The sequence below is a fragment of the Sorangium sp. So ce281 genome (genome assembly GCF_051527395.1).
In the GTDB taxonomy this organism is placed as follows: domain Bacteria; phylum Myxococcota_A; class Polyangia; order Polyangiales; family Polyangiaceae; genus Sorangium; species Sorangium cellulosum_B.
In genome coordinates this window covers 9683310-9709044 of record NZ_CP150322.1, presented here as the reverse complement: position 1 = coordinate 9709044, position 25735 = coordinate 9683310, and the positions used below count along the sequence as shown (strand labels likewise).

At 72.3% G+C, this 25735-nt stretch carries 16 protein-coding genes, 2 tRNA genes and 1 pseudogene; 15 read left to right on the top strand and 4 right to left on the bottom strand.

What is annotated here, in order from left to right; genetic code table 11:
• The first annotated feature begins 92 nt into the window (after positions 1-92).
• From WMF27_RS36910 to WMF27_RS36895, 4 genes are all read left to right on the top strand, one after another.
• Positions 93-2552, top strand: a complete 2460-nt coding sequence (locus tag WMF27_RS36910; RefSeq protein ID WP_437764189.1) for an MMPL family transporter — start codon at positions 93-95, stop codon at positions 2550-2552.
• Between the two features lies 1 nt (position 2553).
• Positions 2554-3963, top strand: coding sequence for a hypothetical protein (locus WMF27_RS36905; protein ID WP_437764190.1), 1410 nt, complete (start codon positions 2554-2556; stop codon positions 3961-3963).
• Positions 3960-5315: a hypothetical protein gene (locus tag WMF27_RS36900; protein WP_437764191.1), complete on the top strand. Its 1356-nt coding sequence runs from the start codon at positions 3960-3962 to the stop codon at positions 5313-5315. The genes WMF27_RS36905 and WMF27_RS36900 overlap by 4 nt, the downstream gene beginning before the upstream one ends.
• Positions 5316-5653: 338 nt before the next feature.
• The gene (locus tag WMF27_RS36895) at positions 5654-6076 is read left to right on the top strand and encodes an RNA recognition motif domain-containing protein (protein WP_437764192.1); all 423 of its coding nucleotides are present in this window, start codon (positions 5654-5656) and stop codon (positions 6074-6076) included.
• Between the two features lie 202 nt (positions 6077-6278).
• Here the strand turns inward: WMF27_RS36895 and WMF27_RS36890 are convergent.
• Positions 6279-6491, bottom strand: a pseudogene (locus WMF27_RS36890) (Na+/H+ antiporter NhaA); the annotation flags it as partial.
• 51 nt (positions 6492-6542) lie between these two features.
• On the opposite strand from WMF27_RS36890, the gene WMF27_RS36885 reads away from it, so the two are divergent.
• From WMF27_RS36885 to rpsI, 7 genes are all read left to right on the top strand, one after another.
• Positions 6543-7835: an MFS transporter gene (locus WMF27_RS36885; protein ID WP_437764193.1), complete on the top strand. Its 1293-nt coding sequence runs from the start codon at positions 6543-6545 to the stop codon at positions 7833-7835.
• Between the two features lie 58 nt (positions 7836-7893).
• On the top strand, positions 7894-9729 hold the full coding sequence (gene glmS, locus WMF27_RS36880; RefSeq protein WP_437764194.1) for a glutamine--fructose-6-phosphate transaminase (isomerizing): 1836 nt from the start codon (positions 7894-7896) through the stop codon (positions 9727-9729).
• A 160-nt stretch (positions 9730-9889) separates the two neighbouring features.
• On the top strand, positions 9890-11650 hold the full coding sequence (locus WMF27_RS36875) for a sensor histidine kinase (RefSeq protein ID WP_437764195.1): 1761 nt from the start codon (positions 9890-9892) through the stop codon (positions 11648-11650).
• Between the two features lie 191 nt (positions 11651-11841).
• A tRNA-Ser gene (locus WMF27_RS36870) sits at positions 11842-11928 on the top strand.
• Between the two features lie 105 nt (positions 11929-12033).
• Positions 12034-12118 (top strand) — tRNA-Ser (locus tag WMF27_RS36865).
• Between the two features lie 493 nt (positions 12119-12611).
• Positions 12612-13061: a 50S ribosomal protein L13 gene (gene rplM, locus WMF27_RS36860; RefSeq protein WP_272102702.1), complete on the top strand. Its 450-nt coding sequence runs from the start codon at positions 12612-12614 to the stop codon at positions 13059-13061.
• Between the two features lie 8 nt (positions 13062-13069).
• A complete protein-coding gene (rpsI, locus tag WMF27_RS36855; RefSeq protein ID WP_437764196.1) occupies positions 13070-13462 on the top strand; it encodes a 30S ribosomal protein S9 in 393 nt (130 codons plus the stop codon).
• A gap of 221 nt (positions 13463-13683) precedes the next feature.
• On the opposite strand, the gene WMF27_RS36850 is transcribed toward rpsI, so the two are convergent.
• Entirely contained in the window at positions 13684-15771 is a 2088-nt protein-coding gene (locus WMF27_RS36850) for a peptidoglycan DD-metalloendopeptidase family protein (RefSeq protein ID WP_437764197.1), read from the bottom strand.
• Between the two features lie 117 nt (positions 15772-15888).
• Between WMF27_RS36850 and WMF27_RS36845 the strand changes: the two genes are divergently transcribed.
• Both WMF27_RS36845 and WMF27_RS36840 read left to right on the top strand, forming a co-directional pair.
• On the top strand, positions 15889-16761 hold the full coding sequence (locus WMF27_RS36845) for a tetratricopeptide repeat protein (protein ID WP_437764198.1): 873 nt from the start codon (positions 15889-15891) through the stop codon (positions 16759-16761).
• A 3-nt stretch (positions 16762-16764) separates the two neighbouring features.
• On the top strand, positions 16765-18021 hold the full coding sequence (locus tag WMF27_RS36840; RefSeq protein WP_437764199.1) for a DUF2062 domain-containing protein: 1257 nt from the start codon (positions 16765-16767) through the stop codon (positions 18019-18021).
• A 1236-nt stretch (positions 18022-19257) separates the two neighbouring features.
• Here WMF27_RS36840 and WMF27_RS36835 read toward each other — a convergent pair.
• Both WMF27_RS36835 and WMF27_RS36830 read right to left on the bottom strand, forming a co-directional pair.
• Entirely contained in the window at positions 19258-19710 is a 453-nt protein-coding gene (locus WMF27_RS36835; RefSeq protein ID WP_437764200.1) for a DNA-binding protein, read from the bottom strand.
• A 522-nt stretch (positions 19711-20232) separates the two neighbouring features.
• On the bottom strand, positions 20233-20364 hold the full coding sequence (locus WMF27_RS36830; RefSeq protein WP_437764201.1) for a hypothetical protein: 132 nt from the start codon (positions 20362-20364) through the stop codon (positions 20233-20235).
• 1443 nt (positions 20365-21807) lie between these two features.
• On the opposite strand from WMF27_RS36830, the gene uvrC reads away from it, so the two are divergent.
• The gene (gene uvrC / locus WMF27_RS36825) at positions 21808-24054 is read left to right on the top strand and encodes an excinuclease ABC subunit UvrC (protein WP_437764202.1); all 2247 of its coding nucleotides are present in this window, start codon (positions 21808-21810) and stop codon (positions 24052-24054) included.
• Between the two features lie 282 nt (positions 24055-24336).
• On the top strand, positions 24337-25674 hold the full coding sequence (locus tag WMF27_RS36820; protein ID WP_437764203.1) for a serine/threonine-protein kinase: 1338 nt from the start codon (positions 24337-24339) through the stop codon (positions 25672-25674).
• The last annotated feature ends 61 nt before the right edge of the window (positions 25675-25735 follow it).

Below are 25735 nucleotides of genomic sequence, written 5' to 3'. Positions count from 1 at the left end.
CCTCGCGGCGAGGCGGGCGTGAGGGTGGATGTCCTCGCGGCGAGGCGGGCGTGAGGGTAGAGGAGCGGCGCCGGGCACGGCCCGGCGTTTCCATGGCAGCACCTCCTCCGCCTCCGTCGGCTCGCGCGGACGCCCCCCGCCGGCCGCTCCGCCTCGCCGTCGTCGTCGCCCTCGCGGCGCTGACGCTCGCCGCCTTCGCCGCCGTGACGCTGCGGCTGCAGCTCGAGCCGAATGTCGCCTCGCTCCTGCCGGAGCGCGGAGACGCCGCGGCGCTGCGCCGGTACGTGCGGGGGTTCGGGGGCGGCGACCTCGGCGTCGTGATGGTCAAGGGCGACGACCCCGACGAGAACGCGGCCGTGGCCGCGGAGATCGCGCGGGCCCTCGCGGCGCGCCCGACCGTGCAGCGCGCCGCCGATCGGATCGACGTCTCGCGCGCGCTCGATCCGTGGGTCGCGTTCCGGCACGCGGACGCGCGCGTGCGAGAGCGCCTCGCCGCCGCGCTCTCGCCCGAGGGGATGCGGGAGCGCCTCGCCGAGACGCGCGCCATGCTGCTCGCGCCGGGCGGCGGCGCCGCGGCCGAGACGATCGCGGCCGACCCGCTGCGCCTCTCGCAGCTCGTCTTCGAGTCCGCGGACATCGGATCCGGGGTGCGCACGCAGGCGGACGGCGCGTTCGCCACGGACGACGGCAAGGTGCACCTCGTCCTGGTGCAGCCCGCGGGGCAGGCGCTCCGCGGCGCCGACGCGCGGGCGTTCGTCGCGGACGCGAACGCCGTCCTCGGCCCGATCCGCGCGGCGCACCCCGGGCTCACGCTCGGGCTCACCGGCGGGCACGCCATCGCCGCGGCGACCGAGGCGATGCTCACGCGCGATCTCGCGATCTCGGGGTCGCTCTCGATGCTGCTCGCCTCCGTCGTCTTCGCGCTGCTCTTCCGCCGCCTGCGCGCCCTCGTCGCGGTGATGCCGCCGCTCGTGCTCGGGACCCTCTGGACCGCGGGGCTCGCCACGGCGCTCCCGGGCGGGCTCAGCGCGATCGCCGTCGCCTTCATGTCGGTGGTCGTCGGCGTCGGCGTCGACACCGGCGTCCACGTCTACGCCGCGCTGCTCGAGGCGCGGCGCGAGGGCCTCGAGCCGGAGGCGGCCGCGCGCGCGGCGAGGGCGCGGACCTCCCGCGCCGTGCTCATCGCTGCCGTCACGGCGGCGGCGGCGTTCGGGGCCCTCGCGCTGTCGGACATCAACGCGCTCCGGCAGCTCGGGCTCCTGTGCGCCGCGGGCGAGGTCCTGACGGCGATCGCCATCGTCCTCGTGACGCCGGCCGTGGGCGCGTGGCTCGAGCGGGGGACTCCGCCGGCCGAGGCGCCGGCGCGCTGGCCCGACGGCCTTTACTGGCTAACCCGCACCCGGGGCCGCGCGCTCGCGCTCACGGGGCTCGCGGCGCTCCCCATCGCGGCGGTCTCGCTCGGCGCCTCCCCGCCGCTCGCGGAGGCCATCGTCGCGATCAGGCCGGCCGAGCTCGAGCCCCTCAAGGTACAGCAGGAGATCTTCGAGGCGTTCGGCGGGCGGCGAGGGCAGTGGGTGGTGCTCGTCGCGGACGGCGACCAGGAGCGCGCCCGCGCGCGCGGCGACCGGATCGCGGAGCGCCTCGCCTCGATGAAGGCCGACGTGGAGGCCGTCGACGCGCTCACCGCGCTCGCCCCCGCCGCCCCGACGCAGGCCGAGCGCTTCGCCGCGCGTGACGCGCTCGACCTGCCCGCCAGGGCCGGCGAGCTCGCGCGCGCGCTCCGCGACACGGGCTTCGCGCCCGAGCGCTTCTCGGCGGTGCTCGACGGGATGCGCGCGCCCCCCCGGCAGGAGGTGGCGCTCTCCGATCTCGAGCGCGGCCCCGCGTCCATCCTGCTCTCGCGCTACCTCGGGGCGGACGGGGGCGAGGCGCTCGTCGCGCTGTACGTGCGGCCCCGCGAGACCGGCTCGGTCGCGCAGATCGAGCGCGCGATCCGCGAGGAGGATCCGGGCGCCATGCTCACCGGCTACAGCCGGCTCGAGGCGTCGCTGCGCGAGACGCTCGCGCACGACATGCCGAGGATCGCGCTCGTCGCGGGCGCGCTCGTGCTGCTGGCGCTCTCCGCTTCCCTCCGCAGCGCGCGCGACATCGCGCTGGCCGCGCTCGTCGTCGCCTCGGAGATCTCCCTCGTCCTCCTGCTGATCCGGGCGCTCGGCATCCCCCTGCACGCGTACGACGCGCTCGTCATCCCGGTGCTGCTCGGGATCACGGTGGACGAGGGCATGTTCCTGCTCCACCGCGCCCGCGAGATCGAGGCGGCGGGCGGCGGCGACGCCGTGATCCGCGAGACGCTGCGCCGCGAGGGGCCGGCGATCGCCGCCACGGCGCTGACCACGGCCGCGGGCTTCTCCGCGCTCGCGTTCTGCGGCTTCGACGGCCTCCGCGACCTGGGCCGGGTCGGCGCGCTGGGCAGCGCGGTCGGCCTCGTCGTCGCGCTCGTCGTGGTGCCGGCGGGGCTGCGGCTCTGGCCCCGGGCCCACGGAGGTGCATAACATGTCGCCGTTGTCACCCCGGGGCCTCCTCCTTGTCGCTCTCCTCGCGCTCGCGCGTCCCGCCGCGGCGCAGCCGTCTGCTCCGCCCGCTGCGCCGCGGCCTCCTGCCGCGCCCGCGCCGAGGCCGCCGCGCTCGGCCGTGGCTCGCGCCGTCGACGCGCTCGTGCGCTCGCTCGACGCCGTGGACGGCCGCGCGCTCGTGGCCGCCGCGCCGCTGGTCTCCGACGCGCCCGCGCCGCGCGGCGCCCAGCTCGTGGCCACGCTCGCCGCCCACGTCGCCGGCAAGCTCGGCGCCGGCGTGCGCGCGCAGAAGGACCCGATCCCGCTGCCGCTCGCGCGCGAGGCGGCGCGCGACGACGCGGCGCTCGTCCACCTCGTCGTCGAGATCGCGGCGGGGCGGCTGCGCGTCACCGCGGACGTGTACCCGGTGCCGCGCACCGTCTGGGCGCGCATCCGCGACCCGGAGCCGGGGCCCGTCGCCCACGCCTACGCCGAGGCGCCCCTCGACGCGGAGATCCGCAGCTTCCTCGCGCCGATCCCGCTCGTCGCCGCCAGGGTCGACCGCGCGAAGAACTTCGAGGGCGACGTGGTCGCGCTCGCGTGCGGCGATCTCGACGCCGACGGGGCGCTCGAGCTCCTGAGCGTGAGCCGCCGGCGCGTGACGACGCTCCGCCTCCGCGGCGGCCGGGTCGTGCCGCTCGCGTCGCGCCTGTGGCCGGACGTGGTCGCGGTGCACCCGGCGCCGCTCCGCGAGCCGCTCGCGTTCGCCACGCTCGTCGAGCGCGCGAGGGACGGCGAGCGCCTGCCGCCGTTCGCCGACGTCGGGCTCACCGACCGCGCGCGCAGCGTCCGCTTCGACGGCGAGCTGAAGGCGCTCGCCGAGCTCCCGGGGCTGGCGATCCCGGACGCGGGCGGCTCGGCCTGCACGACGGCGTGGGGGCCGCTCCTCACGGGCCCGCTCGGGCCGTGCGCCCCGGCCGATCCCACGCCGGCGACCGCGGCGCTCTCCGGCCGGTACGACGCGCTCGCGTCGGCGCAGCTCCTGTCCGCGCAGGGCGAGCCCTTCGCGGTCTGGGCGACGCGCGAGCGCGGCGCGGTCGAGCTCCGGGACAGCGCTGGCCGTCGCAAGGTCGTGGGCAGCGCCGGGGCGCAGCTCGCGCTAGGCGATCTCGATCAGGATGGAGAGCCCGAGCTGCTCGCCAGCCTCGACGTCCTCGATCCGCTCGAGGATGCCGTCGTGGTCTGGTCGTGGCGGCGCCGGGAGGGCGGCCCGGCCCGCGCGGCGCCCCAGGAGATCCTGCGCTTGCCGGCGCCGGCGGGGGTGCGCGCCCTCGCGGTCTGTCCGCCCGACGGGGCCGGGCGCGCCCCGTTCGCCGTCGCGACGGCGGACGAGATCTGGGTGGTGCGGTGAGCCTCCCGCGCCGCGCCTTCCTCGGCGGCGCCGGCGCGCTGCTCGGCGCCGCCGCCCTCCCGGAGGCCGCGCGCGCGATGGGGCGCACCCCGCTCGGCGGCCGCCTCTCGATGCACCTCCCGTGGCCGACGAGCTCGCTCGATCCGCACGAGCTGAGCGATCCCGCCGCGGCGCTGTTCGCGCCGGCGATCGCCGACAGCCTCTACGGGCTCGATGCGTCCGGGAACCCGTACCCGACGCTCTCGTCCGCGCTGCCGTCGCGCGAGGCGGATGGCGCGGTCGTGCGGCTCCGCGAGGGGTTGCGCACCGCGCGCCTGCTCAAGCTCGACGGCCGCGACATCGTGAGCTCCGTCGAGCGCGCCCGCGCTCGCGGCGCCGCCGCGGCGCTCGCCGACATCCCGAGGCCCGAGCGGCACCCGAGGGATCCGCTCGCCGCGGTGTTCCCGCGCGCGGATCCCGCCCGCGTCGCCCGCGCGCTCGCGTCGCCGATGGTCGCGCTCCTGCCGCGCAGCTTCGACCCCGCGGCGCCGGACGGCACCGGCGCGTTCCGGGCCGACGTCGGCGCGGGGAAGATCACGCTGACGCGCAACGACGTCGCCGCGCGCGGCGCTGCCTTCCTCGACGCGATCGAGGTGATCCGCTCCGACGACCTCACGACCTCGCTGCGCGCGTTCGAGACGGAGCGCGACGACCTCGGCTGGCTCGGCGCCGGCCTCCACACGAACCGCCGCGGCGCCGTCCGCTTCGATCTGGGCGTCGCCGGGTGGATCGTGCTCACGACGGGCCCTGACGCCGGGCCCTTCGGCCAGCCCGGCGTCGCGCAGCGGCTGGTCGACGCGCTGCCGCCCGAGCGCCTCGCGCACCTCGGCCTCGTCGGCCTCCCGAGGGCGCACGGCGATCCGGCGTGGGGAGGGCCCCCGGCCCCGCTGCTCGTGGACGAGTCTGCCGCCCACCTCGTCGAGGTCGCCGAGGCCGTCGCGCCGATCCTCTCGCGGCCTGGGCACGAGGTCACCGCGGAGCCGGTGGCGCGGGCGGAGCTCGGGCGCCGCCGCGCTCGCGGGAAGGCGACGCTCGCGATCGAGCTGGTGCGCCCGCTCGGCCCCGGGCCCCTCGACGCGCTGCTCGCCCTCGCGACCGCCGACGATCGCAGCCGCGCCCTCGACCTTGCCCGTCACCCGCCCCGCCTCGTGCCCGGCGCCGCCCCCCGCTCGCTCACCGCGACGCTCCGCCTCGGCGTGATCGCCGAGGTCCGGATCGCGGGCGGCGTGCTGCCGGACGTCGCGCTCGCGCGCGCCGCCAGCGGCGAGGGCTGGGATCTCGGCGCCACCTTCCGCCGCCCAGCGAGGCGCTGATGTGTGCCTACCTCCGCGTGGAAGCGAGCGCGACCGCCCGGAGGCTGTTCCGGACGTCCGGGCGAGCGTCGCGGTGATGGGAGCCGCTTCGAGCGCTTGCGCGGTGGGGACATTTGGTTACTATCGGCTGGTCACGAACGTCACTGGCACTCGACACGACGCTTCTCTTCTCGGGGATCGCGGATTGATCGCGGACTGGACGACGCAACGTGTGGCGCACCGGGGGCTCCTCCCCAGCGCCGCCCCCCCTCGATCCCCCACGGCTCCATCGGGGCGGCAGGGCACTGTTCGGCACCGAAGCTGACGCATCTCGCAGAGCCGTGAAGTGAATCAGTGTCATGGGTACTCGCCTCTACGTTGGTAATCTCCCCTTTTCCGCCACCAAGGCCTCCGTGCAGGCCGCATTCGCCCAGAGCGGCGAGGTGACGGATGTACACATCGTGACCGACCGCGAGAGTGGGCAGTCGCGTGGTTTCGGGTTCGTCACGATGGGCACGCCTGAGCAGGCCCAGCAGGCGATCGAGAACATGAACGGCGCCATGATGGACGGCCGTCCGCTTCGCGTGAACGAGGCGGAGGAGCGGGTCCAGCGCGGCGGCGGCGGCGGCGGCGGTGGTTACGGCGGCGGTGGCGGCGGCGGTTACGGCGGCGGCGGCGGTGGTGGCCGCGGCGGTCGTGGCGGTGGCGGCGGCGGTTACGGCGGCGGCGGCGGCGGTGGTGGCCGCGGCGGTCGTGGCGGTCGCGGCGGCGATCGGTACTGAGCCGAGCTAGGTCGACGTTCCAGCGGCGGTGCCTCTCCCCAGAGGCGCCGCCGTTCTCGTTTGTGCGCTGCCCTGTGCGGCGATCGCCGTCACGGGCTCCGGGGCCCCGGTGATCAGTCGATGCCTCCGCCTCCTCCGCCGTCGCGGCGATCTGGCCTGCCTCCGCGGGGCGGAGCACGAGCATGCCGACGGCCATCGCGACAAGGGCCGAGAACAGCGACCCGAGCAGGACGGCGAGCTTCGCGACCCCGAGCCTTTGCCTGGTTCCAAACGCGAGCCCCGCGACGAAGATCGCCACCGTGAAGCCGGTGCCCGCGACGCATCCCACGACGAGCACGCCTCGCCGGAGGACGCCGCGACCCGAGCTCCGCGCTTCCGGGGCGCGGAGCTTGCTCCTTTGCCTGGCGGGCGTCAGAGAGCGGCACGCTGAACGCCCCTCGCGCTCGGGGCGGGCCGCTCACAGCCGATGCCTCCTTCCATCCCTTCAGAGCACAGGCCGTCGCCGCGGGCGATCTCGCTTTACTACTTCGGTATCTTCGCCGTCCTCGGCGTGTACCTGCCGCTGTTCCCGAGCTGGCTGGAGGCGCGGGGGATGCAGGGGCTCGCGATGGGGGCGATCGCGGCGACGCTCCCGGCGATGGGCCTCGTCGCGCCGCCGGTGTTCGGCTTGATCGCCGACGCGCTCGGCGTGCGGGTGTGGCTGATCCGGGCGGCTTGCGCTGGCGCCTTCGTCGTGTTCGCGCTGCTCGCGCTCTCGTCGGCGCTCGGCGTGTCGCTCGGCTTCGCCGGCCTCTTCGTCGCGGCGCTCGCGTTCGCCTTCTTTCGATCGCCGATGTTCACGATGGCCGACGTCGTCGCGGTGGAGGCGTCGGCGAGCTCCGGCATCGCCTACGGCCGGCTCAGGCTCTGGGGCTCGATCAGCTTCGCGCTGATGGCGATCGCCAGCGGAGCCCTCGTCGATCCGGCGCGGCCGGCCGCGTTCCCCGCCACGATCGCTGCCTGCCTGCTGATCGCGTTCGCCATCTCGTGGGCCCTTCCGGCGCGCGGCGAGGCGCTCTTCCGTCGGTCCGGCCCGCGCGACGGAGCGGCCGACGCCGCCGGCGCTGCGCGCGCTCCGGCCGCTGGAGGCTCCGTGCGGCAGCGCGCCCGTGCCCTCCTCCAGAGCCACGATTTCCGCCTGTTCCTCGCGGCATCGTTCCTGGCCCAGAGCGCCACCTCTTCGTACGATCTCTGTTACACGCTGCACCTGCGCGACATCGGCTTCCCCGAGTCGCTGGTGGGGGTCGCGTGGGCCGTCGGCGTCGCCGGCGAGATCGCGCTCATGGCGTTCTCCGGCCCCCTGCTCAAGCGATTCGCTCCGCCCACGGTGCTCGCGTTCGCCTTCGCGGGCGCCTCGCTCCGCTGGGCGCTGCTCTCGTATGTGCGCTTCTGGCCCGCCCTGCTGGCCATCCAGCCGCTCCACGCGGTCTCGTTCGGCATGATGTGGGTCGCCTCGCTCGCCTACACGCGGGATCGCTCCCCGCCTGAGATCCTCGCCACGGCGCAAGGGCTCTTTTCGGCGAGCGCTGGCGCCGGATCCGTCGTCGGGATGCTCGTGTGGGGTGAGCTCTACAAGCGCGGGGGCGGCACCCTCACGTTTGGGGTCGCCTCGATCACGGCGTTGATCGCATTCGTCCTGGCTGTGACCTTCGCGCGCTCAACGCGGCGTTCACCGTCAGGGGGCTCAATTTTCTCTGTCAGCTCCCGGTGCCAGGAGTAACGTTCCATTTTCCGCCGCACGCGTAGGCGCGCGCGGGCACTACCTGAACGAGGCGAGCATGTGCGGGATCGTCGGATACGTTGGGTCAAAAAAGGCGGCGCCGATCATCGTCGAAGGGCTACGGAAGCTCGAGTATCGAGGCTACGACTCGGCCGGCATCGCCATTCATGACGGCAAGGGCATCGAGATCGTCCGGACGCTCGGCAAGCTGATCAAGCTCAGCGAGGCGCTCGAGAAGCGGACCCTCGACGGCACGACCGGCATCGGCCACACGCGGTGGGCGACGCACGGCCGCCCGAGCGAGGTGAACGCCCACCCGCACTCCGCGGGCCCGGTGGCCGTCGTGCACAACGGCATCATCGAGAACCACGTGGCCGTCCGGCAGCAGCTGGAGAGCCAGGGGGTCAAGTTCCTCTCCGACACGGACACCGAGATCGTCGCTCACCTCGTCCACCGCGAGCTCCAGAAGGGCGCGAAGTCGCTCTTCGAGGCCGTGCGCGGCGCGCTCCGGCAGGTCCACGGCGCCTACGCGATCGCGGTCCTCTCGCGCGATGAGCCCGACGTCATCGTCGCCGCCCGGTACGGCTCGCCGCTCGTCGTCGGCGCTGGCGAGAACGAGATGCTGTGCGGCAGCGACATCCCCGCGCTGCTCGCGCACACCCGCGACATGATCTTCCTCGAGGACGGCGACATCGTCGAGCTGCGCGCGAGCGGCGTCCGCATCGAGACCGTGGCCGGTGGCGAGAAGGTCGAGCGGCGCGTGAAGCGCATCGACTGGAGCCCCGTCCAGGCGGAGCGCGGCGGCTACAAGCACTTCATGCTGAAGGAGATCCACGAGCAGCCCGACGTCGTCGAGGCCACGCTGCGCGGCAGGATCGATCTCGCCGCCGGCGACGTGCACGCGACCGAGATGGGGGTCACGCCCGAGTTCGCGAGGGAGCTGCGCCGGGTCTACATCGTCGCGTGCGGCACGAGCCACCACGCCGGCATCGCCGGGCGCTACTGGATCGAGCAGCTCGCCAGGGTCCCCACGGTCGTCGAGCTCGCGAGCGAGGTCCGCTACCGCGAGCCGATCTTCTTCCCGGACGATCTCGTGATCGCCATCAGCCAGTCGGGCGAGACCGCCGACACGATCGCGGCGCTCAAGGCGGCGAAGGCGCAGGGCGCCAAGGTGCTGGCGCTCTGCAACGTGCTCGACAGCGCGATCCCGCGCCTCTCCGACGGCGCGCTCTACACGCACGCGGGCCCCGAGATCGGCGTCGCCTCGACCAAGGCCTTCACCACGCAGCTCGCCGCGCTCCTCCTGCTCGCCGTCTACCTCGGCCGCCGCCGCGACTCGCTGCCGGCGGAGCGCGGGCGCGAGATCCTCCAGGCCCTCTGGGAGATCCCGAGCCACATGCGCGAGGTGCTCGGCGACGCCGACTACGTGCACGCGATCGCGAAGCGCCTCGTCCACGCGAAGGACGTCCTGTTCCTCGGGCGCGGCCTCGGCTTCCCCATCGCGCTCGAGGGCGCGCTCAAGCTGAAGGAGATCTCGTACGCGCACGCCGAGGGCTACGCGGCCGGCGAGATGAAGCACGGGCCGATCGCCCTCATCGACGAGGCGCTCCCCGTCATCGTCGTCTGCCCGCGCGACGCGCACTACGACAAGACGTTCTCCAACCTGCAGGAGGTCCGGGCGCGCGAGGGGCAGGTCGTCGCGATCGCCACGAAGGGCGACGAGTCGATCCTCGAGATCGCTCAGCACCACGTCTGGATCCCCAAGGTGCCGGACGAGGTCGGGCCGCTCCTTACCGTGCTCCCGCTCCAGCTCATCGCCTATTACGTCGCCAACCTGAAGGGCAACGACGTCGATCAGCCGCGCAACCTCGCGAAGACGGTCACCGTCGAGTAGCGAGCAACGCCGCTCTCACGGCGGGAATCCCCGCCGCCGCGAGCGGCCTCCTCTGCCGCGCGCAGCGCTCCTCTGCGGTGAGCGCCCCTCCGTCTTCGGCGCATGCGCGCAGCATAGCCGCGCCTGCGCGCCCGCGCGGGGCCGCGGCTATGCTGCGCGCATGCGCATCCCCGGCAGGACGGAGCGGCGGGTCGTCGCGGCCATCCTCGTGACCGCCCTGATCCCGCTCGTCGCCAGCATCGTGGTCGCCAGGACGGTGATCGCGCGGGTGTCGGCGACGGCGTTCCAGCCCGAGTTCGGCGTCCACCTGGACAGGGCGCTCGGCGTGTACGCCGAGCTGGCCGCCGCCATCAAGCAGGGCATGCGCTCCGAGGCCGACGCGATCGTCGCGGCGGACCCGCTGCGCGAGGCCGCCTTCACCGGCGACGCGCAGCGCCTCGACGCCGAGCTCGCGCGCATCATCGCCGCTCACCCCGCGCTCGTCTCCCTCCGCGTCGAGCGCTGCGGCGGCGATCCCGCCGGAGCGCGCGAGCGCGGCCGCCCGGTGGATCCGGCGCACGAGAAGACGCTCACGGTCCGGAAGGCGATCGCGCGCGCGCCCGGCCACGCCGCCGAGCCCGGCGATCCCGCGCTCGACGACGGCGGCTGCGACGGCGACGCGCGGACCCTCGTCGCGACGTTCGCCGCGCCGAGCGCGCGCTTCGACGAGCTCGACGCGGCGCAGGCGTTCGCGCAGGCGTACCACGCCCTCGAGCGGGAGCACCGGAAGGAGTACCTCGACGAGAGCTACGGCGACGCCTTCGCCGCACTGCTCGGCGCGACGATCGTCCTCGCGATCCTCGCCGGCGTGCTCGTGGCGCGCCCCGTGGTCGACCGCATCGCGCGGCTCGCCGCGGCGACCCGGCCCGTCGCGGAGGGCGACCTCTCGGTGCGCGTGGGGCTGCGGGGCGACGACGAGGTCGCCGATCTCGGCCGCGCCTTCGACCGCATGCTCGAGGAGCTCGAGGGCAGCCGCGCGCGGATCGAGTTCCTCAAGCGCATGGGCGAGTGGCAGAAGATGGCGCGGCACCTCGCGCACGAGATCAAGAACCCGCTGACCCCGATCCAGCTCGCCGTCGAGGAGTGCCACCGCCGCTATGCGGGCAGCGACCCGGCGTACCAGCGCTTGCTCCAGACGACGCTGGAGGTCGTCGAGGAGGAGGTCGGTACGCTGCGCCGCCTCGTCGGCGAGTTCTCCAATTTCGCGCGGCTCCCGCGGGCAGAGCTCGAGCCCTCGGATCTCGCGGAGTTCCTGCGCGAGCAGGGCGAGCGCTTCGCCGCGATCGAGGAGGCGGGGCGCGAGCACGCCTCGGACGAGGCGCTGCTCGGGCGCGTCGATCTCGAGTTCGACGTGCCGGACGTCCCGATGCCGGCCGCGCTCGATCGCGAGATGCTCCGGCGCGCCCTCGGCAACATCGTGCGCAACGCGGCGCAGGCGCTGCGCGACGCGCAGCGAGCGGCGCCCGGCGGAGGAGCCCGAGAGCGCCCGGGCGCCGCCGCGTGGGGCAGCGTTCGCGTCTCGGCGCGGAGCGAGGGGCAGAGCCACCTCATCGCGATCGACGACGACGGCCCGGGCATCGATCCCGCCGTGCGGGACTCGGTGTTCGATCCGTACGTCACGACGCGGTACGACGGCACGGGGCTCGGCCTGAGCATCGTGAAGAAGATCGTCGTCGATCACGGCGGCACCATCGACGTGCTCGAGTCCCCGCTCGGAGGCGCGCGCTTCGTCATCCGGCTCCCGCGCGCAGGCACGCCGGCGGCGCGCGCCGCGCTCGGGGCCGAGGCCTTCTCCGACGGCGATCGCGAGCCTGCCTCCGAGGGCGCCGCTCCGACGCGGCCAGCCGCGCGCGGAGGGCAGGCGGCGCGCGGGGCGGGGTAGGGCCGCGTCCGCCGGTGCGGCGCCGCGGATCCTGCAGCGCCCCGCGCGCCGCATGCTGGACGACGAGCGCTGCCCGGGAGCGGGCTCCGAGCTGCTGGCGGGGGGGCCTCGGCGCTGAAAGCGCACCTCCGGACCGGTCGGTGGTCAGGAGATGCTTGACCAGCCGGCCCCGCTTTGCCATGTTCGCCGGCGGAGAGGTGACCGAGAGGCCGAAGGTGCCTGATTCGAAATCAGGTGTACCCGCAAGGGTACCGCGGGTTCGAATCCCGCTCTCTCCGCTACGCTTGGCTGCTTGCCCCTGTTGACGCAGGTGGGCTCTCACCGCCCGCTCTCTCGCGAGCGGCGCCGGTCCGGCAGAAGCGAGGCGCGTTGAAGTTGTATCGGGAGAGGTGACCGAGTGGTCGAAGGTGCACGACTGGAAATCGTGTGTACGGCAACGTACCGCGGGTTCGAATCCCGCCCTCTCCGCTGAGCTGAACCGTCGATCGACTCCTTGCCGTGATGAGCTCCTTCAAGCGAGCCAGCAGGACGTCGGCGAGCGATGCCACGTGAGCGATGAGGCCGATCGGTCGGTCGCTCGACTGCCGCGTCCGCTCGTCGCCGTGTTCCCTGTCGCGGCGTTCGAGGGGGAGCTTGGGGCGCGTTCGCCGTCGATGCCGCTAGGCGCTGCCTGGTTCAACACCCTGGCGAGCTGGATGGTCGGGCAAATGAGAGAAATGGGGGAGCCCGAGACAAGCCAGTGGTGCGCGGCGGGACCGACGTGATGGACGTGACCGACGTGATGGACGTGACCGGCGGGACGGACGGAACGCCGACGGATTGTCGACAAACCCCGCTTGACCAACCCTCGCCGGACGATGACGATGCTGCGGCAGAAGCCTGAGACGCTTGACAGGCGAAGGGCCGCCTTGTAGAAGTGGCGCCCCTTTTTGGCAGGCGCCCTTCCGGAGTTTTTCGCCCAATGAATCCTCAGCCCAAGTCCTTTTCCGCCAAGCCTGCGGAGGCCCGCAACGAGCGTACGTGGTGGGTGATCGACGCGGAAGGCAAGCCCCTCGGCCGCCTTGCCAGCCGCATCGCCACGGTGCTCCGCGGCAAGAACAAGCCCACGTTCACGCCGCACGTCGACACCGGCGACTTCGTGATCGTCGTGAACGCCAAGAAGATCCTTCTGACGGGCCGCAAGCTCCAGCAGAAGAACTACGTGCGGCACAGCGGCGAGCCGGGCGGCTTCCGTTCCGAGTCGTACGGTCACCTGCTCGAGCGCAAGCCGGAGCTCCCGATCCAGAAGGCCGTGAAGGGCATGCTCCCGAAGAACGTGCTCGGGCGCGAGCTCCTCACCAAGCTCAAGGTCTACGCCGGTCCCGACCACCCCCACGCGGCGCAGAAGCCGCAGCCCCTTAGCTACAGCTGAGCAAAGCCATGACGGAAACCAGAACGTACGCCACTGGTAAGCGTAAGACCGCCGTTGCGCGCGTCTTCCTCTCGCCGGGCACCGGCAACATCAAGGTGAACCAGAGGCCTGCTGACGATTACTTCGTCCGCGAGACCTCGCGCATGGTGATGCGTCAGTCGCTCGAGCTGCTCGAGCTGCTCGATCAGTTTGACGTGAACGCGACCGTGGTCGGTGGCGGCCACAGCGCGCAGGCCGAGGCGATGCGGCACGGCATCGCGCGCGCCCTCTGCGAGCTCGATCCGGAGCGCAGGCCGTCGCTCAAGCGCGCGGGCTTCCTCACGCGCGACGCGCGCAAGAAGGAGCGCAAGAAGTACGGCCAGCCCGGCGCCCGCAAGCGCTTCCAGTACTCGAAGCGGTAGCAGGCCTGGGCCGCCGCCCATCGAGATGGACGGCATGGCAAGGACATCGAGGACGCGAGGGTTTCCCCCTCCGCGTCCTCGGTGCGTTTTGTCTGCCCGATGCCGCGAAGGCGCCGAGGACGGGGCGGCTCGTCCCTCGGCGTCTGTTCTGCTCGAGCGGACCTCTCGGCCCGCTCGGCGTCCTCTGCTTTCATCGAGCGGACCTCTCGGCCCGCTCGGCATCACATCGCTTCCGGCGGGCTCTTGAGATCGGCGCCTTCGATGAGCTCGCCCTCGTCGTCCCCGGCGCCTTCCGGCGGCTTCGCTTCTTGCTCGTTCGGTCCGCTCGGTCCGACGTCCGGTGCCGCGGCGGCCGGGGCCTCGCTGCCGGTGGCCGCGAGCGGCGGCGAGGGAGGCTCTGCCGCCTCCGGCTTCGCCGGTTCGGGCGGCGGCTCGGGCAGCGGGATGGCGTCGAGCCGCTTGTCGAGCGCTTCCTTCGCCGCGGCGAACGCCGCGCGATCGACGCTGGGCATCACGCGCTCTCCATCGAGCTGGAGCGTTTCGGCATCGAAGTACTTGCCGTCCCTCTTCGCGCTGAAGTGAAGGTGAGGGCCCGTCGAGCGGCCCGTCGACCCGACGTAGCCGACGAGCTGGTGGGTACCCACCTTCATGCCCGCCTTGATCCCGGGGGCATACCTCGACAGGTGCGCATAGCCGGTGGTGACCCCGTTCGCGTGCGTCACCGTGACGAGGTTGCCGCTCGGCCCCGCCGGACCGACCCAGTCGACCACGCCGCGGTACGCCGTGTACACCGGCGTTCCCATCGGCGCGCCGAAGTCCGTCCCGTTGTGGGGCATCCTCTTCTTCAGCACCGGGTGCATCCGCTGCGGGTTGAACCTCGACGTCACGGGCGCGCCCGGGACCGGCGCGCGCCAGCCGCCGGCGTGCGGCTGCCGGCCGCGCTCATCGAACGTGCCGCGGGCCTCTTGCCCCTTGAAATCGTAGATGCGCACCGGCTTCTCCGCGGGATCCGCGGGTCGGTACTCGAACGCGATGACCTTCTTGTACCGGGAGAACATCCCGAGCGCCGTCTCTTCGATGGCGATCAGCCGGACCGTGCTCCCCTCCTCGAAGCTCTCCGTCGAGAGGCGCCCGTTCAGCGCGTCGTCGATCAGGTCGAGCACGCCGGGCTCCAGGCCACCCGCCCGGATCGCGTCGGCGAGATCCTTCCCCACGTAGAAGGAGGCGACGACCTCCTCCTCGGCGATCTTCATGTCGAGCGCGGCGCCCTTGAGCAGCCCGGCCGCGTCGTCCCTCGCCTGGTAGATCTCGCTCGCCGAGACCTCGTACTCGAAGGCGCGGACGCGGCGCGTGGAGCGATCCATCGCGACCGTGAACCGGTCCTTGCGGCCGCACTTGTCGAACTTCCGCAGCCCGTCGAAGGCCTTCATGATCCGGTAGATCTGCGCCTTCGGTACGCCCTTCTCGTCGAGGGCCGTGATGAACGACCGGCGGTCCATCACGTCGCTCACCAGGAGCATGGAAGGATCCTTCGCGAGCTCGGAGATCCGCCATGGGCCGGGCAGCGGGGTGCGCTGCTTGGTCTTCACCTCGGGCAAGGAGGACCGCCTGGCGGCCTCATCCGTACCTGCTGCCGAGGCCGCCGGGCTCGCCGCGACCAGCGCGCGCTCGTCGCGCACGGGGACGCCCTGGATCAGCAGCGCGATGAGCGAGGTGAGCGTCGCGAGGCCGAAGATGCCGCCGAAGACCGCGGTCATGCGCGGCGACAGGTGCGGTCCTGGAGGGGGGCGGCTGAGGCCGGGTGGGAGCCGCGGGCCATCCGTCGAACCAGGGCCCGCGTGGGGACCGCCGTCCACGAGCGACGGCGTCCGCAGGGGCTGCACGCGCGGATCGCTGCCGCGCGACCAGGGCGCCGATGCGCGCCCGCGAGAAGAAGGAGGAGGGAGCTGCGGCGGCCACGTCGACGCCGCGCGGGCGCGCAGCTCGCTGCTGCGCGACCAGGGAGCGGCCGGAGCGCCCTCGCCCCGGCGCCCGCCCTGCAGCGGCGCGGTCAGCGGCGGCGTGGCCGGTTTGCTGGGGGCGTCGAGCGCGTCGTCCGCGACGTCCTCGGCCGCGCCGATGCGCACGATCTCCGCGCGCGGCGCGTCCTGCGGGGCTGCAGCGCCGGGCTCCACGCGCGGCGCGTCCTGCGGGGCAGCGGCGCCAGGCTCCGCCGCGCTGCCGGCCTCTCCGCTCCGCTCCCTGGCGCGGTCCTCGGCGTCCGGCGCTCCGGAGGCCTCGAGCGGGTTCTGGGGTACTGCACTCGGCACGCCGCCGTGCGTACCAAGGCATCGACGGGGTTGCAACCGCGCGACTCCCTGGCCGACGCAAGGGTTGCGCGGAAGACGGATCCCATCGTACGCCGGTCGCGTAAGCTGACGGGCCTGATGGACGACCGGCTGAAGCAACTCCTGGTTCTCGGCAGGGAGCACTACGAGCGGCGCGAGTACGATCTCGCGGAGCACGCCCTGCGACAGATCATCGAGAAGACCGACCGCTTCGCGGACGTCTACAACATGCTCGGCGTCATTCTCCACGAACGCGGTGATTTCCTCGCGGCCGAGGCCCACTTCGAGCGCGCGGTGCAGCTCAACGAGCACTACACGGAAGCGCTGCTGAACCTCGCCGTCACCTACAACGACCTCGGCAAATACGAGGCCGCGCGGCATGTCTACTCTCGCATCCGCCGCGGCGAGGGGGGAGGCGGCGTCCTCGACCCGTTCGCGCGCGGCAAGATCGCCAACATGCACGCCGATCTCGCGCAGGCCTATGCCGACGCCGGTTGCGCGCAGGAAGCGATCGCCGAGCTCACGCGGGCTGTGGCGCTGTGTCCGACGTTCGTGGATCTTCAGCTGCGCCTCGGGACGATGTACCGCGACGCCGGGAACCTGGCGCTCGCTCGCGAGCATTACGCCGCCGCGCGCGACGCGAACCCGAAGTACGCGCCGGCGCGCGTGCTGCTCGGGGTCGCGCTGCTCTCCCTTGGCGAGCCCGATCAGGCGAGCGCCGAGTGGCGCGAGGCGCTCGCCATCGATCCCGACAACAGGACGGCGAAGATGTACCTTCGCACGCTGGAGGCGCGGCGGAGCGGGCGCGCCGGGGGCGTCGTGTCAGGCGACCCGGCGCCGCCCGCCGCGGCGGGCGGTGCGTGGGACGCGCTCGACGAGGCGACTCCCACGACCGTGAGCGACATCCTCTCCAAGACGACGGCCGATGCAGCGGGTGAGACGGATCGTGCTGCACGGGAAAGCAAGCCCTGAGCGTTGGCGAAATACTCTCTCCTCCGAGAGGAGGCGCGCCGCGCGTGGCGTGAGCTCCGTGGCAGCGAGCTGTCCGCCGGCCGGACCGCCGTGGCGGTCGCCATCGGCCTGTTCATCGGGTCGCAGCCGATCTTCGGCTGCCACACGCCGCTCGTGCTCCTCCTCTGTCTGTGGTTCCGTCTGGATGCAGCGATTGCCTGGGTCGCTGCGAACATCTCCAACCCCTTGTTCGCGCCAGCGCTGCTCACGGCCGAGGTCCAGGTCGGAGCGTACCTCCGCACGGGTCGCTGGCTGCGCCTTTACGAAAAGATGAGCTGGGCGCAAGCGCTTTCGGACTTCCCCGAGTACATGTTCCTCGGCGCCCCCGTGGTCGGGCTCGCGCTCGCGGCGCTCGGCGGCGGCCTGATCTTCGTCCTCGTCACGCTGAAGCGGCGCCGCGCTCCCTCGCAGCAGAGCAGCAGGATGGAGCCGTATCGGCTCCCCGGGGATGCGCCGCCGTGGGTTCACGCGGTCGAGCGCGTCGCCGGGAGGTACAGCCCGCCTGAGGGCGCCACGCCGGCGCAGCGTACCCGCTTTCACTATGTCCGCTTCAAGCTGCTCGGCGACCCCGTCGCCCGGTTGATTGCCGGCATCGCGGGCGACCGCTCCGGCGCGCTCGGGGAGGTCCTCGATATCGGGACCGGGGCAGGCCAGCTGCCGATTCTCCTGCTCGAGCTGGGGAGGGCCGAGCGCGCGCGTGGGTTCGACTGGGACCGGGCCAAGATAGAGGACGCCCGGCGCGCGGCCGGCGAGGGCTCCGGCGCATCTCTCCCGCGCTCGTCCGAGTCGCCCGGCCCGCCCGGCCCGCAGCGCGCGGCCCACGCCGGCCCTCCGCTGGACGCCGAGTTCTGGTGCGCAGATGCGCGCGAGGCCGAGCTCGGAACTGCAGACACCGTGCTGCTCATCGACCTGCTCCACTACTTCCGCGTGGAAGAGCAGGACGCGATCCTGCGGCGCGCGGCGGCCGCGGTTCGTCCGGGCGGGCGCTTGCTCGTCCGCGAGGCGGACACCGAGCGCGGCTTGAGGAGCTCGATCACGCTCCTTGAGGAGCGTGTCTTCACCGCGCTTCGATTCAACCGGGGCGAGCGTGTGCGCTTCCGTCCCGCCCGAGAGATCGAGGCGCTCCTCGAGCAGCTCGGCTTCTCCTGCGAGACGATGCCCGCCTGGGGGAAAACGCCCTTCTCGAATGTCCTCATCGTCGGGAGCCGAGCCCAGCGCTGAGCCCGAGTCGCCCTTCCCCGGAGCTCTCATCCTCCCACCGCCGTCACCGCGCCCCGAGCGTCAGCGGTCGTTGCCGGGGTGTCCGATCCGGCGTGCGGCCTCTTGTGCATCGCCCAGTTGCTCGATCACCGCGGATGGTTAGAACCTGTCCAGTAGGTTGACGCGCTGGTCTCGCGGCTCCTTCTGGTACACGACCCGCGCTATCTATCGGTTGGAGCGACCCTGATGGCACGGACCATGCCATGTCCCATGGGCCTGGCGGCGGAGCTCGCTGTCCATGTCCCTGTCCTGATCGCCAGAGGCCGATAGGCTTCCGGTGGCTCCTCCTTGCCGGGCGTCAGGCTCGCCCACATGGCAAGCCCGCACTATCCGCCTGGGGCATCTCGTCCAGGTGTCCGTGAAAGTGCGTTGAGCTCCGGGCCAGCCAGGTCCAGTGCGGCTCCGAGGGCGCCGCGTCATCGTCGAGAAGAAAGGCGCCGGGTGGGCGGAGCGGGTCAGGCGTTCACAGCAACGACGCTTGCGCGGCGCCGATCGCGCTCTGCCATGTCGGCAGTCCCGGCCACGCTCACGGCCCCACGGAGCGAGCACCGCCCGGCGGGAGTCCGGCCCCGGATGACCGGACTCCTGCGCCGCGTCGCGCCGGTGACGCTCCATTTCGCTTCCTTGGAGCTCGGCCCCGCCTCACGCCCCAGCGTCCGTCTCGAGGCCGCGTCAGCGCCGCGCGACAGGAGACCCGGCGCGATCGCGGATGCACGAAGCTAGATATGGTGGTCCTTTGATGATGCCCCACGATATGTTGGGGTCTCAGGGGATCACGACGTGGTGGTCTCTCCCGATCCGACGTCGACAAGAGCACGGGCATGGCGGCCCGGTAACCCAGCGTCCTGGGCACCAGATCGGACATGTGTGCACAGGCGCGATCGCGGAGCGCCGCCGCCGCCTGTGTCGTGTCACCAGGCGGATCCGCTCAGCAGCGCTCGGGCGGCAGTTGCCGCGCCTTACGCGCGGGTTTCTCCGTCGTCCTACGAGGAGACGACATGGCTTGGCGGGGCGTCCTGAGGGGCATCCAGCGGCGTGTACGGCTGCGGAGCTTGCTCCGCTCCGAGGTGCGACGTCTCCGCGCCTGCCGGGACAGCTCCCGGCTCGCCGCGATTTCCCCTGCCGGGCTTGCGGGAAGGCGGGACGTCGACCTCGGTCGGTTTGGCCGGACCCTTCTGGAGAGCGTCGATGCCGGCTTCAGCGGGAAAAGTACTTGGTAGCCCGCTTCTCTCCTTTCGACGTGATCTTCTTCTCGACGAGCAGCTTCCGAATCGGGAGGGTCAGCTCCTTCGTCGTGGTGCCCAGATCCTTGGCGATCTGCTCGACGCCCTGGCCGCTGTTGCTCCGGATGTGCTCCAGGACCTTCTGCGTCATGGCGGCGAGCTCTTCCTTCGAGCGCTTCTCGCCCTTCTTGCGGGTGGGCTTCGCAGCGCGAGCGGGACGACCGACCGCCTTCTTGACCTCCGCAGGCTGCTGGGGAGCGGCCTTGGCCCGACCCACCTTGCGCGGCGCGGCGGCCGCAGCGGCCGGCTGGCCCTCGCCTCGCAGGGCGTTGGCGACGGCCTCGAGAGCCGCTTTGCGGACAAGTCCGCTCAGCTGAGAGACGAATGCATCAACGTGGCTTTTGATCTCGGTTTCGACGTTGCTCATTGGATCTCGCGTCCCATGATTAGCTAGAGTTGTCAACTGCTGAACAGCACCTTGCTTGAAAATAATTCGAGAGGTGTCCCCCTCTCCCCTCAACGCGCGTCAAGAACCCGCGCTCGCCACCTCCCCGTCGGGTCATGGGGTGCTGGGGCGACCGGTCGAGCAGGACTCCAGCCACCTCGTCTCCCTGGCGACGTCGCGCCGCGAAGCCAGGCTCCGCCCCAACCCAAGAGGGTGCGATGGACAGCGCCGCGCTCCTCTCTGCACCGCGCTCCCGCTTTGGATGCCGCCGCGCGCGCGCCGTGGGCAGCCCCGTAACCGAGGGGAGCCAGCGACATTCCCATGAGGATCTGCTTTCCTGTGCTCCGGACACACGCGCCCCACCGCGCAGCGACCGAAGCGGGCGCCTGACCGAGGGACCGTGGAGGAGCCCGACCCCCCGGGTGGAGCGCCCGCGATGAGGAAAGGTGTCATGGCCGAGGTCGCCGTTCCAGGCGACCCCCGGTGAGCTGGAGCGGCAGCCTTTCACTTCTGCACTCCGCCCTGCTCCGGCGGCGTAACCGTATGCCCGAGCTCTCGTCTCCCGACCGAGCCGCTCTCCGGGATCGACCGCAACGTGTCGGCCGCCGAGACGTCCTCCGGCGGTGTCGACGTCATGAGGGCTACCCCACCCACCTGCAAGGACATCCCCCTGGCGGATCGGCGCGGCGGCCCGACGCGGTTGCTCCCACCCACGTTGCAGCCCCCAGGCCATGTCGCCTCCGGTCTGGCTGCGTCTTTTTGCGGCTGTGCTGGAGCTGCCCAGCCTCCGGCCGAGTCTCCCAAACCGCTCGCCGTGCCCGAGCTCCGACGGCCGCCCTGGCAAGCCGGAAGTCGCCCTGCGGGAGGCCACGAGGCCGCCGCTCCCGCTCAGCCGCTCATCCTGATTCAGGGGGTGACACTCGTGCTGGGCACCAGGGTGACGCTCGCCCGCGGCTCGCTCCCGTGCGAGGGGGCGAAGCTCACCGTCGCCGCCGAGGGCGACATCGATCCCCCGAGCGGGGCGGCGGTGATGGACGCTGGTGGACAGTTCGTCACTCCTCGGCTGTTCGACGCGCACTCCCACCTCGGGGGCCGCCCGACACCAGGCGCGGCGGCGCACCTGGACGGCAGCGAACGGGAACCAGGCACGGGGCCGGTGGCGCCGCAGGCTCAGTTCGCCGATGCCTTCTGGCCCCAGGACCCGGGTATCGAACGGGCAGTCGCTGGTGGTGTTACGACCATACAAGTCCTTTCGGGTTCAGGCAACCTGATTAGATGGTGCGCGGTAACGATGGAGCTCCGACCGGGCATCAGCCCTGCCATCGCCCCTCCGAGCTTCCTCCGAGCTTCCTCCCAGGTTCCTCCCTGATTCCCGCCAGATGCTTCCCAGACGATCGCCACCGTGGCGCCCGGCGGGCTGAAAGTGGCTTGCGGGGAGAGCCCGAAGCGCAGCTACGGCGGGGACAAGCGGGCACCGATGGCCGGTACGGGCAACCTCGCTCTCCAGCGGGCGACCTCTCTCAAGGCCAGGAAGCTCCAGACGGACTGGGCGCGATGGAGCGACCGGGAGTCGCGCCGGATTGCGACCGAGGCGAAGACGCCGTCGTCCGCCAGGCCACGAAGCAGGAGCGGTCGACACCCGAGACCTCCTCCCGCGAAGATCCTGACGTCGAGCCCACTGCCAGATCGAGGGCGTGTCTCGCCTCGACGTGGGCGCGGCGCGCCATCACCGCAGTCGCCAGCGCCGCCTCCTACACGGGCGATCGCGCGGCGCGTGACGGCGGCGCGCCGTGATCGGGTGGCCTCACGAGAGCCGCGCGTCGACACGCGGCGCGCGCGGCTCTCGTGATCAGGGCGCTCGCGCGCGCTGCGCGGCTCACGTGATCAGGGCGCTCGCCGCCCGACATCTCGACCTGGGCGTTCTGCCCCGTCGCGCCGAGGCGAGCGGCGCCGCGTCACATGACGGCGTTTCTAGATGTAAAGGAGAACCGGCGCGGGCCGCGTCGGCCGCTCTCCACGGGAGCAGCCGTGATCGCGGCGCTTGCTGCCGGCGCGCGCGACTTCTAGATCGTTCCGGCCGTGGTCAACCCGAGCGCCAAGCAGGATCCCGAAGCCCTCCTCGCCGCCAAGCTCGCGTCGCTCCCGACGACGCCGGGCTGCTATCTGTTCATCGACAAGGCCGGCGCTGTCGTCTACGTCGGCAAGGCGAAGAGCCTGCGCTCGCGCGTCCGCAGCTACTTTCAGGAGAGCGGGAGCGACGCCAGGTACTTCATCCCGATACTCCGGAAGATCGTGGCCGATCTGGAGACGGTGGTGACCGCCACCGAGAAGGAAGCGGCCGTACTCGAGAACGAGCTCGTCAAGCAGCACAAGCCGCGGTTCAACGTCAAGCTGCGTGACGACAAGGACTTCCTTTGCCTCAGGCTCGACACGCAGAAGGCGTGGCCGATGCTCGAGACGGTCCGCCGTCCCGCCCCGGACAAGGCGCGCTATTTCGGGCCCTACCACTCGGCGACGAGCGCGCGGCGGACGCTCCACCTGGTCAACAAGCATTTCCAGCTCCGCACCTGCTCCGATACCGAGATGGCGTCGCGCCGGCGCCCCTGCCTGCAGTACCAGATCAAGCGTTGCCTCGCGCCCTGCGTGATGGATGTGGACCGGGAGCTCTATACGGAGATGGTCCGCTCGGTCGCGCTCTTCCTCGAAGGGCGCCACGACGAGCTCACGGGGGAGCTCACCACGCGAATGCGGGACGCGTCGCGGGAGCTCGAGTTCGAGCGCGCCGCCATCTACCGCGATCAGCTCCGGGCGGTCGAGGCCGTGCGCGAGGCCCAGCGCGTCGTCTACGTGAAGGACGTCGATCAAGACGTGGTGGGCATCTACCGCGAGGGGACGCTCGTGGAGGTCGAAGTGATCTTGGTGCGGAGGGGGCGCGTGACAGACACGCTGTCCTTCTCGCTCCGCAACATGGAGCTGCCGGACGACGAGGTGCTCGGCGGCTTCTTGAACGAGTACTATGGCGTCGCGTCCACCACGATCCCCGATGAGGTCCTCGTTCCGGTGTTGCCCGACGGCGCGGAGGGCGTCGCGGAGTGGCTCGGCGATCGGCGCGGCCGCAAGGTGGCGCTCTTCGTGCCTCAGCGCGGGCCCCGCGTCGATCTGCTCAAGATGGCGAGCGAGAACGCGGCTCACGCGTTCCGGGAGAAGCAGCGGAGCTCCGACGATCTCGAGGCCCGGCTCGAGGAGATCAGGGAGCGCCTTCGTCTCCCGACGCTCCCGCGTCGCATCGAGTGCTGCGACATCTCGCATCTCGGCGGCGGCGACACGGTGGGATCGATCGTGGCGCTCCTCGATGGTCAGCCGGACAAGAAGCGCTACCGCAGCTTCAACGTGAAGAGCGTGGCCGACGGCGACGACTACGCCGCGATGTACGAGGTGCTCTCACGGCGCTTCCGCCGCGGAAAGGCCGCTCGGCAGGCGAGCCCCGCGTCCACCGCAGACACCGCAGACACCGCAGACAGCGACGCCGCCCTCGGCGCCGGAGGCGCGCCCGAGAGCGACGTGATGGAGGGCGTCACCGGGAGCGACATGATGGAGAGCGATCCGGCGGAGAGCGACGCGCTCGAGAGCGATGCGACGGAGGGCGACCTGGCCGACGAGGACATCGGCCTGGCAACAGCGAGCGACGCTCCGCCGGAGACGGAAGGGGCGCCCGTGTCCGCTGCCGCGGAGCGAGAGAGCGCCGGCTCGGGGGGTGATGTGTCGAGGCGCTCCGAGGCCGGCGGAGGCGAGTGGGATCTTCCAGATCTGTTCGTCGTCGATGGTGGGCGCGGCCAGCTGCAGGTGGCGCTGTCGGCCGCGCGCGATCTCGGCCTGCACGGCCTCCCGATCGTCGGTCTGGCGAAGGAGCGGGAGACGCAGACCGGAGAGAAGCTCGTCGACCGCGTCTACCTGCCTGGCCAGAAGAACGGTATCCCGCTCCGATCCACGAGCTCCGCCCTCTTCTTCCTGGCGCGCGCGCGCGACGAGGCGCACCGCTTCGCAAACCACGCACGCAAGCGGCTCGGCAAGGCGCGGCGCCTCCGGTCCGAGATCGAGGACATCCCAGGGCTTGGCAGCGCAGTGAGGACGGCGCTCCTCCGGGAGCTCGGTTCCATGGAAGGAGTGCGTCGCGCGACCGACGCTCAGATCCTGGCGGTGACAGGGGTCACCAAGCGACACCTGTCAGCGCTGCGCAAGGTCATCCCGTCTCCCGAGCCCTCGCAGCCAGACGCGCCGGCGGAGGACACCGGCGATCTCTCCAAGGCACGGGGGCTCACGCGCTGAGCGCGACCGGGCCCGTTCCGCGATGGATCGGTGAAAGATCACGCTGCGACCCGAACGGCGTTCCGGGTTGAGCGACAAGGCGTTCTCTGCGACGATCCGAGCACCAGGCGCCCGGTCGCAATCCGGGCGCACGCGGTCGTTTTTCGATCAAGAGCACCACCTGGCACACCGAGCGCTTCTTGCGGACCCGACGTCGTGGGCGGGCCGCGGCGGGCCGCGCTCGGCGGGCTCGATTCCCGGCGGGCGCTGCCTCGCTCCGGGGTTACGCGGCACGTGAGCACCATGGGAGAAGTACGCGCTGGCCACACGCTCGGTCGCTATGAGCTCCTCGTCCCCATCGCGCTCGGGGGCATGGCCTCGGTGTGGGCCGCTCGAACGGGCGGCCAGGTCCCCAGGATCGTCGCCGTCAAGCTGCTGCGCGCCGAGCTGAGCGACGATCCCGACTTCGAGGCGATGTTCCTCGACGAGGCCACGCTGGTCTCGCAGATCCATCACCCGAACGTCGCGGAGACCATCGATGTGGGCGAGGAGGACGGCGTCCTCTACCAGGTGATGGAGCTCATCGACGGCGAGCCGCTCAACCTGGTTCTCCGCGAGAGCAAGGCGCGCGGCGGCCTGCCGCTCCCCTTCGCGCTCCGCATCGTGGCCGAGGCGGCCCTCGGCCTGCACGCCGCGCACGAGCTGCGCGGCCGCGACGGCAAGCCCGTCGGCCTCGTCCACCGCGACGTCTCGCCGCAAAACATCCTGGTCGGATACGACGGGTCGGTGAAGATCCTCGACTTCGGCGTCGCCAAGGCCGCCTCGAACCTGCAGCGAACCCAGGTCGGCCAGCTGAAGGGCAAGTACGCGTACATGTCGCCGGAGCAGGCGGGCAGCGAGCCCATCGATCGCCGCACCGACGTGTTCACGCTCGGGATCGTCTTCTATCAGCTCGTGACGGGCAAGCACCCCTTCCACGCCGAGAACGATCCTGCGACGGTGCGCCGCATCTGCGACAAGGCGGCGGCCGAGCCGCCGCGGACCCTCGTCCCGTCGCTCCCGGAGGACGTCGGGCGCATCATCATGAGGATGCTCGCGAAGCCGAGGGACGAGCGCTTCGCCACGATGGCCGAGCTGCGCCAGTCCATCGATCAGCTGTCGCCAGCGACGCCCGTCGCCGCCTCGGATGAGCTCGCCGCGCTGATGCAGCAGATGCTCGGCCCGCGCGGCGAGCGGCGGCGCGCCGCGATCCAGGAGGCCATGCAGATCGCGCGCGAGCGCGCGATCGACTCCGACTATCCGCAGTCACGGCAGAGCTCGCCGCAAGCCGCCGCTCAGCCCGGGCACGCGAGCGCGGAGCGCGGCGCCGGCCCACCGCAGGGCGCTCGGCCGGCGCCGCCGACGTCCGACGAGGGCCACGCGCGGCGCTGGCTCGTCCCCGCGACCGTCGGCCTCGTGGTCCTCGTGGTGCTCGCGGGCGCGCTCCTCCTGCGCTCCTCGCCGCACGGCGGCTCGCCGCGCCAGCGGGGCTCCCTGCTCGTGCCCGGGGCGGGCTCGATCAAGGAGCCGCTCCTCAGGGCCGCGCGCGCCGCATCGAAGGCGCCGCGCGGCGGCTCCGATGTGACGCGGGCCGCACCGTAGCGGCGCCGCGCGCCCGCGTTTGCTTGACGGTTCGGGCAACGCTTTTCAAGATGGCCCCCCT